The 15,234-nt window shown below is 72.6% G+C and carries 16 protein-coding genes; 7 read left to right on the top strand and 9 right to left on the bottom strand.

What is annotated here, in order from left to right; all coding sequences use genetic code 11:
• Positions 1-9: 9 nt before the first annotated feature.
• From HMPREF0063_RS13400 to HMPREF0063_RS13410, 3 genes are read left to right on the top strand one after another with little or no spacing between them, the layout of a single operon-like run.
• Positions 10-318: a YbaY family lipoprotein gene (locus HMPREF0063_RS13400; RefSeq protein ID WP_007079232.1), complete on the top strand. Its 309-nt coding sequence runs from the start codon at positions 10-12 to the stop codon at positions 316-318.
• Positions 318-2,279 (top strand): ABC transporter ATP-binding protein, encoded by a 1,962-nt coding sequence (locus HMPREF0063_RS17235; RefSeq protein WP_007079233.1) that lies wholly within the window; start codon positions 318-320, stop codon positions 2,277-2,279. The genes HMPREF0063_RS13400 and HMPREF0063_RS17235 overlap by 1 nt, the downstream gene beginning before the upstream one ends.
• Positions 2,280-2,307: 28 nt before the next feature.
• Positions 2,308-2,886 carry an NYN domain-containing protein gene (locus tag HMPREF0063_RS13410; protein WP_007079234.1) on the top strand — a complete coding sequence of 193 codons (579 nt, stop codon included), beginning with the start codon at positions 2,308-2,310 and terminating at the stop codon, positions 2,884-2,886.
• Here HMPREF0063_RS13410 and HMPREF0063_RS13415 read toward each other — a convergent pair.
• From HMPREF0063_RS13415 to HMPREF0063_RS17010, 8 genes are all read right to left on the bottom strand, one after another.
• A complete protein-coding gene (locus tag HMPREF0063_RS13415) occupies positions 2,883-3,491 on the bottom strand; it encodes a response regulator transcription factor (protein ID WP_007079235.1) in 609 nt (202 codons plus the stop codon). The genes HMPREF0063_RS13410 and HMPREF0063_RS13415 overlap by 4 nt on opposite strands.
• On the bottom strand, positions 3,488-4,594 hold the full coding sequence (locus HMPREF0063_RS13420) for a sensor histidine kinase (protein WP_007079236.1): 1,107 nt from the start codon (positions 4,592-4,594) through the stop codon (positions 3,488-3,490). The genes HMPREF0063_RS13415 and HMPREF0063_RS13420 overlap by 4 nt, the downstream gene beginning before the upstream one ends.
• Complete coding sequence (locus HMPREF0063_RS13425) at positions 4,591-5,352, bottom strand: ABC transporter permease (RefSeq protein ID WP_007079237.1); 762 nt, start codon at positions 5,350-5,352, stop codon at positions 4,591-4,593. The genes HMPREF0063_RS13420 and HMPREF0063_RS13425 overlap by 4 nt, the downstream gene beginning before the upstream one ends.
• Complete coding sequence (locus HMPREF0063_RS13430) at positions 5,349-6,281, bottom strand: ABC transporter ATP-binding protein (RefSeq protein WP_007079238.1); 933 nt, start codon at positions 6,279-6,281, stop codon at positions 5,349-5,351. The genes HMPREF0063_RS13425 and HMPREF0063_RS13430 overlap by 4 nt, the downstream gene beginning before the upstream one ends.
• A gap of 899 nt (positions 6,282-7,180) precedes the next feature.
• Positions 7,181-7,852 (bottom strand): hypothetical protein, encoded by a 672-nt coding sequence (locus HMPREF0063_RS13435; RefSeq protein WP_040320298.1) that lies wholly within the window; start codon positions 7,850-7,852, stop codon positions 7,181-7,183.
• Positions 7,849-9,321, bottom strand: coding sequence for an NAD-dependent succinate-semialdehyde dehydrogenase (locus HMPREF0063_RS13440; RefSeq protein WP_040320299.1), 1,473 nt, complete (start codon positions 9,319-9,321; stop codon positions 7,849-7,851). The genes HMPREF0063_RS13435 and HMPREF0063_RS13440 overlap by 4 nt, the downstream gene beginning before the upstream one ends.
• 292 nt (positions 9,322-9,613) lie before the next feature.
• Positions 9,614-10,501: an ABC transporter substrate-binding protein gene (locus HMPREF0063_RS13445; RefSeq protein ID WP_007079244.1), complete on the bottom strand. Its 888-nt coding sequence runs from the start codon at positions 10,499-10,501 to the stop codon at positions 9,614-9,616.
• Between the two features lies 1 nt (position 10,502).
• Positions 10,503-11,165 carry a DedA family protein gene (locus HMPREF0063_RS17010; RefSeq protein ID WP_245527717.1) on the bottom strand — a complete coding sequence of 221 codons (663 nt, stop codon included), beginning with the start codon at positions 11,163-11,165 and terminating at the stop codon, positions 10,503-10,505.
• A 4-nt stretch (positions 11,166-11,169) separates the two neighbouring features.
• Here HMPREF0063_RS17010 and HMPREF0063_RS13455 point away from each other — a divergent pair, with 4 nt between their 5' ends.
• From HMPREF0063_RS13455 to HMPREF0063_RS13470, 4 genes are all read left to right on the top strand, one after another.
• Positions 11,170-12,669, top strand: coding sequence for a hypothetical protein (locus tag HMPREF0063_RS13455; RefSeq protein ID WP_007079246.1), 1,500 nt, complete (start codon positions 11,170-11,172; stop codon positions 12,667-12,669).
• 90 nt (positions 12,670-12,759) lie between these two features.
• Entirely contained in the window at positions 12,760-13,164 is a 405-nt protein-coding gene (locus HMPREF0063_RS13460) for a cyclic nucleotide-binding domain-containing protein (protein ID WP_007079247.1), read from the top strand.
• A 4-nt stretch (positions 13,165-13,168) separates the two neighbouring features.
• Positions 13,169-14,188, top strand: a complete 1,020-nt coding sequence (locus tag HMPREF0063_RS13465; RefSeq protein WP_007079248.1) for an adenylate/guanylate cyclase domain-containing protein — start codon at positions 13,169-13,171, stop codon at positions 14,186-14,188.
• Positions 14,189-14,223: 35 nt separating this feature from the next.
• Positions 14,224-14,637 (top strand): class I SAM-dependent methyltransferase, encoded by a 414-nt coding sequence (locus tag HMPREF0063_RS13470; protein WP_007079249.1) that lies wholly within the window; start codon positions 14,224-14,226, stop codon positions 14,635-14,637.
• On the opposite strand, the gene HMPREF0063_RS13475 is transcribed toward HMPREF0063_RS13470, so the two are convergent.
• Positions 14,618-15,223, bottom strand: a complete 606-nt coding sequence (locus tag HMPREF0063_RS13475; protein WP_007079250.1) for a LysE/ArgO family amino acid transporter — start codon at positions 15,221-15,223, stop codon at positions 14,618-14,620. The genes HMPREF0063_RS13470 and HMPREF0063_RS13475 overlap by 20 nt on opposite strands.
• Between the last annotated feature and the right edge of the window lie 11 nt (positions 15,224-15,234).

Here is a 15,234-nt window from a genome sequence, read left to right on the forward strand (position 1 = left end):
CATCGACCCATGACCGCCACCCTGCTGACCGTGTCCGGAACGCTCTCGATCGCCGACGGCTCCGCGCCCTCCGGCGGCGGTGTCGCGACGGTCAAGGTGGTCGACGCCGAGGGCGAGGTGCTCGCCGCCTCGGCGCTCGAGGTCGACCGGCTGCCGGCCCCGTTCTCCCTCACCGTCGACCCGACGCTGACGCCCGACCCCTCGGCGCTGCAGGTCTGGGCCTTCCTGCGGGCGGGGACCGCCGGCTGGGGCACCCTCGAGCTCGTCGACGCGGGGGCCGACGACGTCGGGGTCGTCCTCACGCGGATCGACGACTGATGCCCCGCGGCACCCAGATCACGCACCTGACCGACGACGAGGTCACCGCCTCGGGCTCACCCGTGCTCGGCCGGATCGCCCGTCTGCTGCGGCCGTACCGCGGCAAGATCGTGTTCGTCGCCGTCGCCGTGGTCGTCTCGGCCGCGCTCAGCTCGATCGTCCCGTTCCTGACCAAGGCCGTGTTCGACGACGCGCTCTTCCCGGTCGACGGATCGGCCCCCGACCTGGGACTGCTGGCCGTCCTGGTCGCCGCCATGTGCATCATCCCGGTGGTCACCGCGCTCATCGGCATCGGCCAGAACTGGCTCACGTCGACGGTCGGCAACTCCGCGATGGCCGACCTGCGCGGCGACCTGTTCGCCCACCTGCAGAAGATGGAGCTGGCGTTCTTCACCTCCACCCGCACCGGCGCCATCCAGTCGCGTCTGGCCAACGACGTGGCCGGTGTCCGGACGGTGCTCACCGACACCGCCACCACGATCCTGCAGAACACCGTCACGGTCGCGGCCGCGTTCATCGCGATGGTGATCCTGTCGTGGCAGCTGACCATCCTGACCCTGATCCTCATGCCGGTGTTCGTCTGGATCCAGCTGCAGGTCGGCCGGCGGCGGCAGCGCCTGGCCCGCCGCACCCAGGAGTCGTTGTCGGAGATGACGGCCATCACCGAGGAGGCGCTCAGCGTCTCGGGCATCCTGCTGTCGAAGGTCTTCGGCCGCGGCGACGCGGAGGTCGAGCGCTACCGCCGCGCCAACCGGCAACAGACCCGCCTGCAGGTCGAGCAGGCCATGACCGGTCGCACCTTCTTCGCGACCGTGCAGACGTTCTTCGCCATCACCCCGGCGCTCATCTACCTGGTCGCCGGCTGGATGCTCACCGGTGCTGTGCCCGGTGGCGACGCCTCTCTCACCGCCGGCACCCTGGTGGCGTTCACGACGCTGCAGGCCCGCCTGCAGATGCCCCTGCTGCAGCTGATGCGGGTCACCCTCGACGTGCAGACCTCGCTCGCCCTGTTCCGCAGGATCTTCGAGTACCTCGACCTCGAACCCGCCATCACCGAACGCCCCGGTGCGGTGACCCTCGACCCCGAGCGTCTCCGCGGTCGCATCGAGTTCCGCGACGTCACCTTCCGGTACCCCGAACCGCGCCGCCTCTCCGGCACCGTCCTGCGCGACCGGTTCGCCGAGGACCCCGGTCCCGACGAGGAGGTGCAGGCCGTCACGGGCGCCCCGGTCCGCGAGTCCTGGGGCCTGCGGGGCATCTCCCTGGTCGTCGAACCGGGGCAGCTGGCCGCCATCGTCGGCCCGTCGGGGGCGGGCAAGACCACGGCCACCTACCTGGTCCCCCGGTTCTACGACGTCACCTCCGGCGCCGTGCTCGTCGACGGCCACGACGTGCGCGACCTGACGGCCGACTCCCTCGCGGCCTCGGTGGGCGTGGTCACCCAGGAGCCGTACCTGTTCCACGGCAGCATCCGCGACAACATCGCCTACGCCCGACCCGGGGCCGGTCGCGACGAGATCGAGCAGGCGGCCCGCGACGCGAACATCCACGACCGCATCATGAGCTTCGCGGCGGGCTACGAGACGATCACCGGCGAGCGCGGCTACCGGCTGTCCGGGGGCGAGAAGCAACGCCTCGCCATCGCCCGGGTGCTGCTGAAGGACCCACGGATCCTCATCCTCGACGAGGCCACGTCGGCCCTGGACACCGAGACCGAACGGCTGGTGCAGGAGGCGCTCGAACGCGCCACCCACGACCGCACGACCATCGCGATCGCCCACCGCCTCTCCACGATCCTGGGCGCCGACGTGATCTTCGGCATCGAGGACGGCCGGCTGGTGGAGTCCGGCACCCACGACGAGCTGCTCGCGGCCGGCGGCCTGTACTCCCGGCTGTACGTCGAGCAGTTCAGCCGCGACCGAGCGGTCCCCGACGGCCGCCGGGCCGACGTCGCGTTCTAGACCTTCCGCGCGGGCGTAGGGTGCCGACATGAGCGACGGCAGCTCCGGCGACGGCAGGACCACCTACCTGCTCGTCGACGGCGAGAACATCGACGCAACCCTCGGCCAGTCCATCCTCGGACGACGGCCGCACCCGACGGAGCGTCCGCGGTGGGACCGGTTGCTGCGGTTCGCCGAGGAGCACTGGGACCAGCAGGTCAAGGGCCTGTTCTTCCTCGCCGTCACGGCAGGAGAGCTGCCGATGGGGTTCGTGCAGGCGCTGACCGCCATCGGGTTCCGCCCGGTCCCGCTGGCCGGGGCGCCGGAGCAGAAGGTCGTCGACGTCGCCATCCAGCGGACGCTGGAGGAGATCGCCCGGCGCGAGGCCGATGTCGTGCTGGCCAGCAACGACGGCGACTTCCTGCCGCAGATCGAGGCCCTGGTGCAGGGCTCGCGCCGCGTGGCGATGCTGGGCTTCGAGGAGTTCCGCAACGCCGGCTTCAGTGCCCTGGAGGCCCGCGGGCTGGAGCTGCTCGACCTCGAGCACGACGTCGACGCCTTCAACGTGGCGTTGCCCCGCCTGCGGATCATCCCGATCGACGAGTTCGACCCCGTCGACTTCCTCTAGATCCACCCCCGGCTGCGGGCGGTCCGAGCCGCCTCCACCCGGGTGCTGCTGCCGGTCTTGCCGATCGCGGCCGAGAGGTAGTTGCGCACGGTGCCCGGCGACAGGTGCAGGTGTGCGGCGATGTCGGCCACGGTGGCACCGCCCAGGGCCTCACGCAGCACCTCGGCCTCCCGGTCGGTCAATGGGTTGGCGCCGCCCGCCAGCGACTCGGCCGCCAGGGCCGGATCGACGACCCGCAGCCCCGCGTGGACCCGGCGCACCGCGTCGGCGAGCTCGCGCGCCGGGGTGTCCTTGACGACGAACCCGCTCGCGCCGGCCTCCAGCGCCCTGCGCACGTAGCCCGGGCGGCCGAACGTGGTGACCACCAGCGAACGGCAGCCCGGCACCTCGGCGGTGAGGCGGGCGGCCACCTCGATGCCGTCGAGCCCGGGCATCTCGATGTCGAGCAGACAAACGTGGACCCCGTGCTCGATCGCGGCCCCGACCACCTCGTCGCCGCGGCCCACCTCGGCCACCACCTCCAGGTCGGACTCCAGGCCCAGCAGTGCACCGAGGGCGCCGCGGACCAGCGCCTGGTCGTCGGCCAGGAGAAGACGGATGCTCACAGGGTCACCTCCAGCCGGGTGCCCCGACCGTCGGGTCCGGTGGCGAGGACGAACCGGCCGCCGGCGGCCGCGACCCGCTCGCGCAGCCCGCGCAGACCGGTGCCCTCGGGCAGGTCCCCGGTGCCGATCCCGTCGTCGTCGACGGTGATCGATGCACGCTCGAGGACGACGGCGCAGCGGGAGGCCCGACTGTGACGCACCACGTTGGTGACGGCCTCCCGCAGCACCCACGCCAGGACGATGCGGTGCCGCGGGTCCACCACGAACGGGTCGTCGGGGAGCTCGGCCTCGATCCCCGCTCCGCCCAGCGCCACCGCCGCCGCCTCGACCTCGTCGTCGATCCGGGCGACCCGCAGGCCCGCGACCGTCGCGCGGATCTCGGCCAGCGCGGTGCGCGTCAGGCTCTGGATGTCGTCGAGCTCGACCTTGGCACGCGCCGGGTCGAGGTCGACCAGCCGACCGGCCAGCTCGGCCTTGACCGTCACCACGGTGAGGCTGTGGCCGAGCACGTCGTGCACGTCACGCGCGACCCTCTCCCGCTCCGAGACGATCGTCATCTGCCGGGCCAGCTCACGATGCTCGGCACCCCGGTGGTCGAGCACCCGGACCAGACCGGTCGAGACCATCACCAGCGCGACGATCAGGACGAAGAACCACAGCTCGGCGATCACCCCGAGCGCCCAGGGGACCAGGACCGCGGTCAGGAGCCCGGCCAGACCGAACGCGAGGGCCGCCCGCAGGTCCAGGCTGAACATCGCGAACGCGACGAGGAACGGCAGCAGACCCAGGGCCTCGGCCCCGATGACCAGGGCGGGAACGACGGCCAGCCCGATCAGCACCGCCAGGGTGCGGAGCCCGAAGCGGTGGACCTCACGCGCCGTGTCGAAGGAGTCCAGCCGCCGGAACCCTGCCACGTACACCCCGGCGAAGGCCACGATGGCGACGACCGAGAGGCCCCGCCACGGCGCCGCGGTGTCGGCCTGCCACGACTCGACCAGGGGGAAGACGAGGAAGACCAGCCAGATCGCCCCCATGATCCAGCCGTGACTCTCCCACGGGTCGGCGGCGACGGTCGGCCGGGGCGACTCCCGATCGTCGGTCACTGCCGGCCTCTGCTCCGCCGCACCAGCCACACCGTCACGAGCGCCAGGATCACGGTCCACACCGCGACGTTGAGCGCCGGGACCCACAGCGCCTCCTGCACGAGCGGCCCCCCGGTGGTGTCGGCGAGCTCGCCCTCGGTGATCGGGTACCGCGCGAGTCCCACGTACCCGTACAGCGGGGTGAACTTCGCGATGGTCAGCAGCGTGCCCGACAGCGGGAAGAAGATGTTGCCGAGGAACGCCAGGATCACGATCGACCCGCTGGCCGCGCTGACGGCTGCCTCGGACCGGAAGGCCAGCCCGAACGCCAGCCCCCACAGCGCGAAGACGGTCGCCCCGACGACCACCACGAGCCCGCTGACCAGCCAGGCCTGCCACGACCCCTCGGCGCCGGTCAGCACGCCGAGCACGTAGATGAGCGCGACGGGGACGGCCGCGATCGTCACCGACACCAGTGCCTTGATCACGATGTAGGCGCCGTCGCCCATCGGGGTCAGGCCGAGCTGGCGGCCCCACCCCTGCATGCGCTCGACCGCGGCCATGCCGCCGATCCCGGTGGTGGCCGTCACTGCTCCGTACGCCGCCATGGACACCATGATGTACATGGTCACGTTGCCGTTGCCGAAGCGCTCGTCGCCGAAGTCCTGCGAGGCGCCGAAGATCAGGTAGAAGAACGCCGGCAGCACCGCGATGAAGAACATGCTGGCGTAGTCGCGCACCGTGCGGCGCAGCTCGAGCAGGGCGTAGGTGCTGTTCATCGGGTCTCCTCGGCCGAGCGCGGCGCGGTGATCTGCAGGAAGGCGCTCTCCAGGGAGCCGGAGCTGATCTCGAGGTTGCGGCCGCCGAGCTCGGTGAGCAGGGCCCGGGCGACGGCGTCGGAGTCGCCCGCGTGGACGGTGACCCGGGTGCCGTCGGCCTCGGCATCGATGACCTCGGGCAGGGCTCGCAACCGTGGCAGCACGCGGTCCGGGTCGTCGAGGTCGGCCGTGACGACCCGCCCGCTGGCCTGGGCCCGGATCTCGTGCGTGCTGCCGTCGGCCACCACCCGACCGCCGGCCACCATGACGATGCGCTGGGCGAAGGCGTCGGCCTCCTCCAGGTAGTGGGTCGCGAACACCACGGTGCGCCCGGCGGCGGCATCGGCGTGCATCGTCTCCCAGAACCCCGCTCGCGACGAGACGTCCATGCCCGCGGTGGGCTCGTCGAGGATGATCAGGTCGGGGTCCGGCAGGAGGGCCAGCGCGTACCGCAGTCGCTGCTGCTCGCCGCCGGAGCACTTCGAGACCTTGCGACCGGCGATGCCCAGGAGGTCGGCGCGGCCCATCACGGCGTCGACGCCGGCGTGGGTGGCGAAGGTGGACGCGATCATCTGCACGGTCTCGCGCACCGAGAGGTCGCGCAGCAGTCCGCCGGTCTGCAGCACCGCCGACACGCGGCCCCCCATGACCGCTCTGCGGGGCGGCTCGCCGTAGACGCTGACCGATCCGGACGTGGGATCGGTGAGGCCCAGCACCATGTCGAGGGTGGTGGTCTTGCCGGCACCGTTGGGACCGAGGAAGGCCACGACCTCACCGGGGCGCACGGTCAGGTCGAGGCCGTCGACCGCGGTGACGGTCCCGGCGCCGGGCGACGTGAACGACTTGACGACGTCGCGCAGCTCGATCGCGGGTGCGGAGGAGGAGAGCATGCCCTCATCGTGTCGTCCCGACCGCCATGGCGACAGAGTGCGTTGTCACCGGTCCGCCATGACGGATGTCACGACCGGCCCACGTCGGGTTCGCCTCGCTCCGCTCACGCCCTCGTCCCTCGGGCTGGCGAACACATGGCCGCGGGGCGGGCGTCAGGTGGACTGGCGAACACCTGGACCCGGTCGCCAGGGAGCGCAGCGACCGTGAGGGCGAGGAACGAGCCCGAGGCGACACTCACGCACGGTTAGCCTCGCTGCGCCCACGCCCTCGTCCCACGGGCCGGCGAACGCAGGGCCGCGGGGCGGGCGCTCCTCGGGCTGGCGAACACGTGGACCCGGCCGCCAGGGAGCGCAGCGACCGTGAGGGCGAGGAACGAGCCCGAGGCGACCCTCACGCAGGATTCGCCTCGCTGCGCTCACGCCCTCGCAAGCTCGGGCTGGCGAACGCGTGGCCGCGGGGCGGGCGCTCCTCGGGCTGGCGAACACGTGGACCCGGTCGCCAGGGAGCGCAGCGACCGTGAGGGCGAGGAACGAGCCCGAGGCGACACTCACGCACGGTTAGCCTCGCTCCGCTCACGCCCTCGCAAGCTCGGGCTGGCGAACGCAGGGCCGCGGGGCGGGCGTCCCTCGGGCTGGCGAACACGTGGACCCGGTCGCCAGGGAGCGCAGCGACCGTGAGGGCGAGGAACGAGCCCGAGGCGACACTCACGCACCCAAGCTTCGCCTCGCTGCGCTCACGCCCTCGCTCGCTCGGGCTGGCGAACGCTTGGACCCGGTCGCCAGGGAGCGCAGCGACCGTGAGGGCGAGGAACGAGCCCGAGGCGACACCCACGCAAGGTTCGCCTCGCTGCGCTCACGCCCTCGTCCCTCGGGCTGGCGAACGCAGGGGCGGGCGGGCGTCAGGTGGGGACGGCGCCGCTGTCGATCGCGGCCCGGTGGGCGCTGCGCAGGGCGGTGCGCGCCCGGTCGGCGACCTCGGCGGACTCCGTCAGGCCCTCGGCGGAGAAGACCACCGAGGTGAAGACCCCGTCGGTGCAGGTCTGGGCCTGGACCCCCGTCCCGGAACCCAGCGGCAGGAAGGCCACGACCTCGCCGTCGACGGGCTCGGCGCCGATCGCCTGCGCGAGCGGGGCGAACAGCTCGCAGGCGTCGACCGCGGTCAGGGTCTCCCGCCCGTCGACCAGGGCAGTGAGGCGGGTCAGCTCCGCATCGTCCTCGGGACTGATCGGCCGGCCCGAGCCGCGCAACGAGTCGATGAGGCCCGGCAACGAGCGGGCCCAGGCCCCGGCGTCCAGGGAACTGACCTCGACGAACGTCACGTTGTCGCCCCACCGGCACTGCAGCCCGAGGTCCGAGAGGGCCGGGTCGGTGACCTCGTCGACGCGCTCGCCCACCAGCTCGGCCCGTTGCTCGGCGTCCAGCAGCGAGCAGGCGACGGCACGGTCAGGGCTCGGTTCGGCCGCCGGCTCGCTCGCGGCGGGCTCGTCAGGAGACCCGCACGCCGCCGCACCTGCGACCAGGAACGCGGTCACCAGCGCTGCGACCCCGGTCCGCGCCGCCGATCGGCTCACAGGGCGATGCCGACGTACTTCGTCTCCAGGTACTCCTCGATGCCCTCGGCGCCGCCCTCCCGACCGAAACCCGAGGCCTTGACCCCGCCGAACGGTGCAGCGGGGTTCGACACGATGCCCTGGTTCAGGCCGACCATGCCGGTCTGCAGCCCCTCGTACACGCGGACCGCACGGGCGTGGTCGCGGGTGAACGCGTACGCCACCAGGCCGTACTCGGTGTCGTTGGCCAGCGCCAACCCCTCCTCCTCGGTGCGGAAGGTGACGACGGGGGCGACGGGGCCGAAGATCTCCTCGCGGTTCAGTCGGGCGGAGGCGGGGACGTCGACCAGCACGGTGGGCGGGTAGAACCAGCCGGGCCCGTCGGGGCGCTCACCTCCGGTCAGCACGCGGGCGCCGGCCTGCACGGCATCGTCGACGAGCTCGGCCACGGCGTCCTGCTGGTTGCGGTCGACCAACGGCCCCACGTCGACCCCCGGCTCCAGGCCCGGGCCGACGACGAGAGCGCCCATGCGCTCGGCCAGCCGCCGGCCGAACTCCTCGGCCACGTCCTCGTGCACGATGAACCGGTTGGCCGCGGTGCAGGCCTCTCCGACGTTGCGCATCTTGGCGAGCATGGCGCCGTCGACGGCGGCATCGAGGTCGGCGTCGTCGAACACCACGAACGGCGCGTTGCCGCCGAGCTCCATCGACACGCGCAGCAGACCCTCGGCGCTCTGCTCGATGAGGGAGCGGCCCACCTCGGTGGACCCGGTGAAGGTCAGCTTGCGCAGCCGCGGGTCCCGGATGATCGGCTCCATGACCTCACCGGTCTGCTTCGTGGTGACGACGTTGAGCACACCCGGCGGCAGGCCGGCCTCGGTCATCACGTCGGCGAGCCACAGCATCGTGAGCGGGGTGAGCCCGGCGGGCTTGACGACCATGGTGCACCCCGCGGCCACCGCGGGGGCGATCTTGCGGGTCCCCATCGCGAAGGGGAAGTTCCACGGCGTGATCATCAGGCACGGCCCGACCGGCTGCTTCAGGGTCAGCAGACGGGTCGCGCCGTTCGGGGCGACCGAGTACCGGCCGGCGATGCGGACGGCCTCCTCGGAGAACCACCGGAAGAACTCGGCGCCGTAGCCGATCTCGGCCTTGCTCTCGGCGATCGCCTTGCCCATCTCGGCGGTCATCAGCACCGCCAGCTCCTCGGTGCGGTCCGAGACGATCTCGAACGCCCGCCGCAGGATCTCGCCGCGGTCGCGCGGCGCCGTGGCGGCCCAGTCGGCCTGGGCGGCCACCGCGGCGTCGAGCGCGGCCCGGCCGTCGGCCACGCTCGCGTCGGCCACGTGGGTGAGCGTCTCGCCGGTCGCGGGGTCGTCGACGGCGAAGGTGCCGCCGCCCTCGGCGTCGCGCCACTGCCCGCCGATCAGCAGCTGGCGGTGGACACGGTCGACGATCGGCTGCGGGTCGGGCGTGCTGTCACTACTCATGGCGCCACTGTAGGACGAGGTAGAAGGGACCACCCTCCGCCGTGAGCACGCCGGGTGGTTTCGAGGCTCGGGCGCGGGGCGCCCTCACACCTCAACCACCGGAACACCCGGTCGGCGGTCCAGGTGCGACGAGCTCTGCGAGGAGCCTCGAGACCACTCCCCACGGGAACGCCCCGTCGGCGGTCCAGGTGCGAGGAGCCTCGAGACCCCCACCCCGGAGCACCCGGTCGGCGGTCGAGGTGCGACGAGCTCTGCGAGGAGCCTCGAGACCACTCCCCACGACGGTCCGACGTCAGGCGATGCGACGGACGAACCGCGCGGCCGGGTGGTCCCCGCAGCGGTCGGGGTGCAGGGCTGCTGCCATCGCCTCGACGCCGTCGACCAGCCGTGGTCCGGGCCGCACCACGACCGCGTTGCCGTCGACAGCCCAGACCTCGACGCCCGGCAGCCGGTCCACGACGGTGCCGGCCTGCGCGGCCGCCGCATCGAGCCCGTAGCCGCACGGCGCCACGAACACGACCTCCGGCGACGCCGACTGCAGGTGGTCCCACGGGGTCGGACCCGACGCCGTGCCGCGGTGGCCGGCGACGCTGACCGCCCCGGCCGCCTCGATCTGGTCGGGGATCCAGTGCCCACCGGTGTAGAGCGGATCGGTCCACTCCACGACCGCGACCCGGCGCCGGGGTGCGGTGTCGACCGCGGCGGCGACCGCGTCCAGCCGGCCCTGCAGGTCACTGACGACGGTGCGGGCACGGTCGGGGACGCCGGCCCGTTCCCCCACGAGGGTGACGCAGTCGAGGACCTCGGACAGACGCATCGGGTCCAGCGTGACGACCTCGGCCCGGCAGCCCAGGTGGTCGAGCGCGGCGTCGACCTGACCGGTCGGCACGGCACACACGCGACACAGGTCCTGGGTGAGGATCAGGTCGGGGTCCAGCCGGCTCATCGCCCCCTCGTCCAGGGTGTAGAGGTCCTCACCGGCCGCCATCCGGTCCCGGACGTAGGCATCGATGTCGGCCACCGACATCGTGGACGTGTCGCGACCACTCACCACGACGGTGTGGTCGTGGCGGGCCCGGGCCGGCTCGTCGCACTCGAAGGTCACGCCGACCAGCTGGTCCTCCAGACCGAGGGCGTAGACGATCTCGGTGGCCGAGGGCAGGAGGGAGACGATCCGCACGTCAGGCCCGCTTCCGGCGCTGCTCCAGCAGCCGCATCGTCACGAAGCCGCCGACCACGACCAGCACCAGCACGATGACGACCAGCTGAAAGGTCTCCGCGTACGGCTCCACGGACTCCCAGTCCGAGCCGAGCCGGAACCCCGCGACCACGAAGATCGCGTTCCAGATGGCGCTGCCCGCGGTGGTCAGGGTCACGAAGTACCAGAAGTTCATCCGCTCCACGCCGGCCGGGAGGGAGATCAGGCTGCGGAAGATCGGCACCATCCGGCCGAAGAACACCGCCTTGCCGCCGTGCCGGTGGAACCACGCCTCGGTCCGCTCCAGGTCCGAGACCTTGAGCAGCGGGACCTTGTCGAACACCGTCACGGCCCGGTCGCGGCCGAAGCCGCGCCCCAGCCAGTACAGGACGATCGCTCCGACCACGGAGCCGACCGTGGTCGCGACCAGGGCACCGGTGAGGCTGAACACCCCTTGGCTCGCGGCGAAGCCGGCCAGCGGCAGGACGATCTCGCTGGGGATCGGGGGGAAGAGGTTGTCGAGCCCCACGGCGATCGCCGCACCGAGCAGTCCCAGCCGGTCCATCAGGTCGACCATCACCCCGGCGAGGCCGTCAGGACGGTTCTCGATGGGGATCTCGGACGCGATCAGATCCAGTAGGGTCACGCCGGTGAGCCTAACGGGACGTGCAGCGGTTCGAGCCGCGGCGACGTCCGTCGCGGTCGCCGCACTGCTGCTGGGGGCGGGTGCCCCGGGCCCCGTCGACCGGCCGGTCGGACCGGACGAGCGGGTCGTGGGGACCTCGATGCCGGACCGGCCGACGCTGCCGACCACCACCGTCGTGGAGGCGCCGGAGCCGGCCGATCGCGCCGTCGCGATGTCGCGACTGCTGCACGTCCGGGCCGAGGTCGTCGTCGTCGCCGGGGAGGCAGCCGCCGAGGAGCTCGCCGCCTCGGCCGCCGTCCGCCTGCGGGCGCCGGCGCTGTCCTCGACGGCACCCGGTCTGGCCGACGAGATCGACCGGCTGGGTGCCCGCACGGTGCTGGTCATCGGCGGCGGTCCCGGGGTCCACCCCGACGAACGACTCGTGCGGGCCGTGGGCCGAGAGGTCGACGCCGCCGTCTCCGAGCTCCGACCGACCGCCGCGGACGATCCGCCCGGTGCCGACGTGGTGCTGCTGACCCGCGACCCGGCGGCCGACCGGCTGGCCGTCGCGACCGCCGCGGGTGCCGAGGTCGTCGCCGTCCCGGGTGGTGACGCCCGTGGGGAGCCGGGTGCGGTCCGGGCGCTGCGCGACGGACCCGAGCGCCCCGCGATCGTCCTCGGCCCGGACTGGGCCGACCCGGCGTACACCCTCGACGTGCTGCGGCACGCGCCCGAGCAGCCCGGCGGAGGTCACCTGGTGCTGCCGGGCCGGCACCTCGTGGCGCTCTACGGCCATCCGCAGACCGCCGCCCTCGGCCTGCTCGGAGAGCAGGACCCGGCCGCCAGCGTCGAGCGGGTCCGGGCCCTCGCCGCCGAGTACGCGGCCCTCGACGCAGCCCCGGTCGTGCCGACGTTCGAGATCATCGCGACGATCGCGTCCGCGGGGCCCGGCGCCGACGGCGACTACTCCGACGAGACCCCCGTCGGGGTGCTCCGGCCGTGGGTCGACGCCGCCCGCGACGCCGGTGTCTACGTCATCCTCGACCTGCAGCCCGGCCGGACCGACTTCCTCACCCAGGCGCGGCTGTACGCCGACCTGCTCGCGGAGCCGCACGTCGGCCTCGCGCTGGACCCCGAGTGGCGGCTGCGGGCCGACCAGGTGCACCTGCGCCAGATCGGCACGGTCACCACGGCGGAGATCAACGCCGTCGGCGACTGGCTGGCCGCACTGACCCGCGACCGCCGGCTCCCGCAAAAGCTCTTCGTGCTGCACCAGTTCTCGCGCAGCATGATCACCGAGCGCGAGCAGCTGGCCACCGGCCGCGCCGAGCTGGCCACCGTGGTGCACGTGGACGGGCAGGGCGCGCAGCCCGACAAGCGCTCGACCTGGGCCGTCATCCGCGACGGTGCGCCCCCCGGTCTGTTCTGGGGCTGGAAGAACTTCATCGACGAGGACCTGCCGATGGCGACGCCGGCCGAGACGTGGGCGGTCGACCCCCGGCCGGACCTGGTGACCTACCAGTAGGTGTCCAGTGGACAGTGGCGCGGCCGGATGACAAGATCACGGCCGGAGGGCTGAACCGGTCCCAGGGGTCCGGCTACGAAAGGAATCACCATGGCGTCGAAGCCAGATCCGGCGATCATCGAGGCCCTGAAGGCCGTCACCGACTTCGATGACGAGACCGTGCGGGCGCTGGCCGCCCACGGCACCTTCATCAACGTGCCGGCCCGGTGGTCCCTGATGTGGGAGCAGACCCCCGCCGACAAGGCGTACATCATCCTCGAGGGTGAGGTCGTCATCCGCCGCAACAACGCCGACGTCGCCGAGCTCGGACCCGGCTCGGTCCTCGGCGAGATCGCGCTGGTCAACCACAAGCTGCGCAGCGCCTCGGTGTTCGCGCTGACGCCCCTGAAGGCACTGCACTTCACCGACACGGTCATCGCCGACCTCGTGCGTGAGAACCAGGCGTTCGGCGACGCGCTGAGGACTGCCGCCGAGCAGCGCCTCGCCTCCGACTGACCCCGTGGCCGACCCCACCCCCGAGCACGGCGCCGACTCCGGGGGTGACGACGCCTTCGACCCGGCCATCCTCATCGAGGTGGCCGGGTCGTACCTGTTGGGCGAGACCCCCAGCCTGACCCGGCGGGAGGTGGCGGAGCGGTCCGGTGTCGAGCTCGACGTCGCGGTGGCGCTGTGGCGCTCGCTGGGGTTCCCCGAGATCGGCGACGACAAGGTGGCCTTCACGCCGTCGGACGTCGAGGCGATCAACATCACCCGGCGTCTGACCGAGCTGCACGTCCTGCAGCCCGACATGATCCAGACTTTCGTGCGGGCCATGGGGCAGTCGTTCGCGCGGCTGGCCGACTGGCAGACCCGCCTGCTGCTCAGCTCGCTGGGCGACGACGAGGACGCCCTGCCGCTCGAGCTGCTGTCGGAGGTCGTGCCGCTGGTCGAGGAGGTGCAGGCCTACATCTGGCGGCGCCACCTGGTGAGCGCCGCGAGCCGGATCCTGCTGCGCTCGTCGACCGACGCCACCGGACTGCCGCTGGCGGTCGGCTTCGTCGACATCGTCGGCTACACCTCGCGCAGCCGGCAGATGAGCGCCCGCGACCTCGCGGTGCTGGTCGACGGGTTCGAGCAGGTCGTCACCGATCTGGTGGTCGACCACGGCGGCCAGGTCATCAAGACCATCGGCGACGAGGTGTTGTACACCGTCGACGACCCCGCGCAGGCCGCCCTGCTCGCGCTGGAGCTGATCGGGCGGCACGAGGAGGACGAGGCGTTCCCCCTCGTGCGGGTGGGCACCGCCTACGGCCAGGTGCTCTCGCGACTCGGGGACGTCTACGGGCCGGTGGTGAACATCGCCTCGCGGCTGACCTCGGTGGCCCGTCCCGGTCGCGCGCTGGTCGACGTCGAGCTCGCCCGGCTCCTGCGCGGTGACGAGCGCTTCCGGCTCAAGCGCACCCGCAACCGCTCGGTCAAGGGCTACGAGCACCTCGAGCCCTGGGCCCTCAAGCACCCTCGCGACCGCAGCGACGACTGAACCCGGGCTCGGTCGGACTCTGGCACGATGCCGACATGTCCGAGATCTCCGCCCGGCTCGCGTCGGTCGTCGACGCGCTGCCGCTGGTGCCGGGGATGCGGGTCGTGGAGTTCGGGTGCGGACCCGGAGCTGCGGCGCGGGAGGTGGCACGGCGGCTCGGCGACGGTCACGTGCTCGGGGTGGACCGGTTGTCCCGCGCGATCGAGTGGGCCGTCGGTGGTGCCGGTGTCGACGGCGCGACGCTGGAATTCCGGACCGGGTCCGTGGAGACGTTCACCCTCCTCGAGGGGGAGCCACCGTACGATCTCGCTTTCGCCGTCCGCGTCGGCGTCCTCGACGGGCGTCATCCCGACGGGTTCGCCGCGGCGGTCACCTCGATCATCGGGGCGCTGGGGCCGGGGGGCAGGCTGTTCGTCGACGGCGACGAGATCAGCCTCGGGCGACGCTGACGGCGATCAAGACCATCACGACCGCGATCGCGCCGTCGAGCACCCGCCACGCCGCCGGGCGGGCGAACACCGGAGCGAGCCATCTCGCGCCGAACCCGAGGGCGACGAACCACACCGTGCTGCCCAGGACGGCACCGGTGGCGAACCACCAACGCCCGTCGCTCCCGTGGGTGCTGGCGATCGACCCCAGCAGCAGCACGGTGTCCAGGTACACGTGCGGGTTGAGCAGGGTCAGGGCCAGCACCGTCGCCACCGCGGTGCCACGGCGGGTCGGCGTCGTGGTGTCACCAGCTCGCAGGACGCCCGGCCGGACCGCCCGCCGCAGCGCCAGCGCGGCGTAGCCCAGCAGGAACACGACACCGGCGACCCGGACGACCTCCAGCACGGCCGGCGCCCGCTCGACCAACGTGCCGATGCCCGCCACTCCCGCCAGGATCAGGGCGGCGTCCGCCACGACGCAGATGGCGACGACGACCCCCACGTGTTCCCGGCGGATCCCCTGGCGCAGGACGAAGGCGTTCTGCGCACCGATGGCGACGATGAGGGACAAGCCGGTGGCGAAGCCGGACACCACGAGGGCGATCACGGCGTCACGCC

The organism is Aeromicrobium marinum DSM 15272 (assembly GCF_000160775.2).
Taxonomy (GTDB): domain Bacteria; phylum Actinomycetota; class Actinomycetes; order Propionibacteriales; family Nocardioidaceae; genus Aeromicrobium; species Aeromicrobium marinum.

Coding starts and splice junctions, on each gene's coding strand:
- HMPREF0063_RS13400 (WP_007079232.1), top strand. CDS start 10: ATGACCGCCACCCTGCTGACCGTGTCCGGAACGCTCTCGATCGCCGAC.
- HMPREF0063_RS17235 (WP_007079233.1), top strand. CDS start 318: ATGCCCCGCGGCACCCAGATCACGCACCTGACCGACGACGAGGTCACC.
- HMPREF0063_RS13410 (WP_007079234.1), top strand. CDS start 2,308: ATGAGCGACGGCAGCTCCGGCGACGGCAGGACCACCTACCTGCTCGTC.
- HMPREF0063_RS13425 (WP_007079237.1), bottom strand. CDS start 5,352: ATGAACAGCACCTACGCCCTGCTCGAGCTGCGCCGCACGGTGCGCGAC.
- HMPREF0063_RS13430 (WP_007079238.1), bottom strand. CDS start 6,281: ATGCTCTCCTCCTCCGCACCCGCGATCGAGCTGCGCGACGTCGTCAAG.
- HMPREF0063_RS13440 (WP_040320299.1), bottom strand. CDS start 9,321: ATGAGTAGTGACAGCACGCCCGACCCGCAGCCGATCGTCGACCGTGTC.
- HMPREF0063_RS13460 (WP_007079247.1), top strand. CDS start 12,760: ATGGCGTCGAAGCCAGATCCGGCGATCATCGAGGCCCTGAAGGCCGTC.
- HMPREF0063_RS13470 (WP_007079249.1), top strand. CDS start 14,224: ATGTCCGAGATCTCCGCCCGGCTCGCGTCGGTCGTCGACGCGCTGCCG.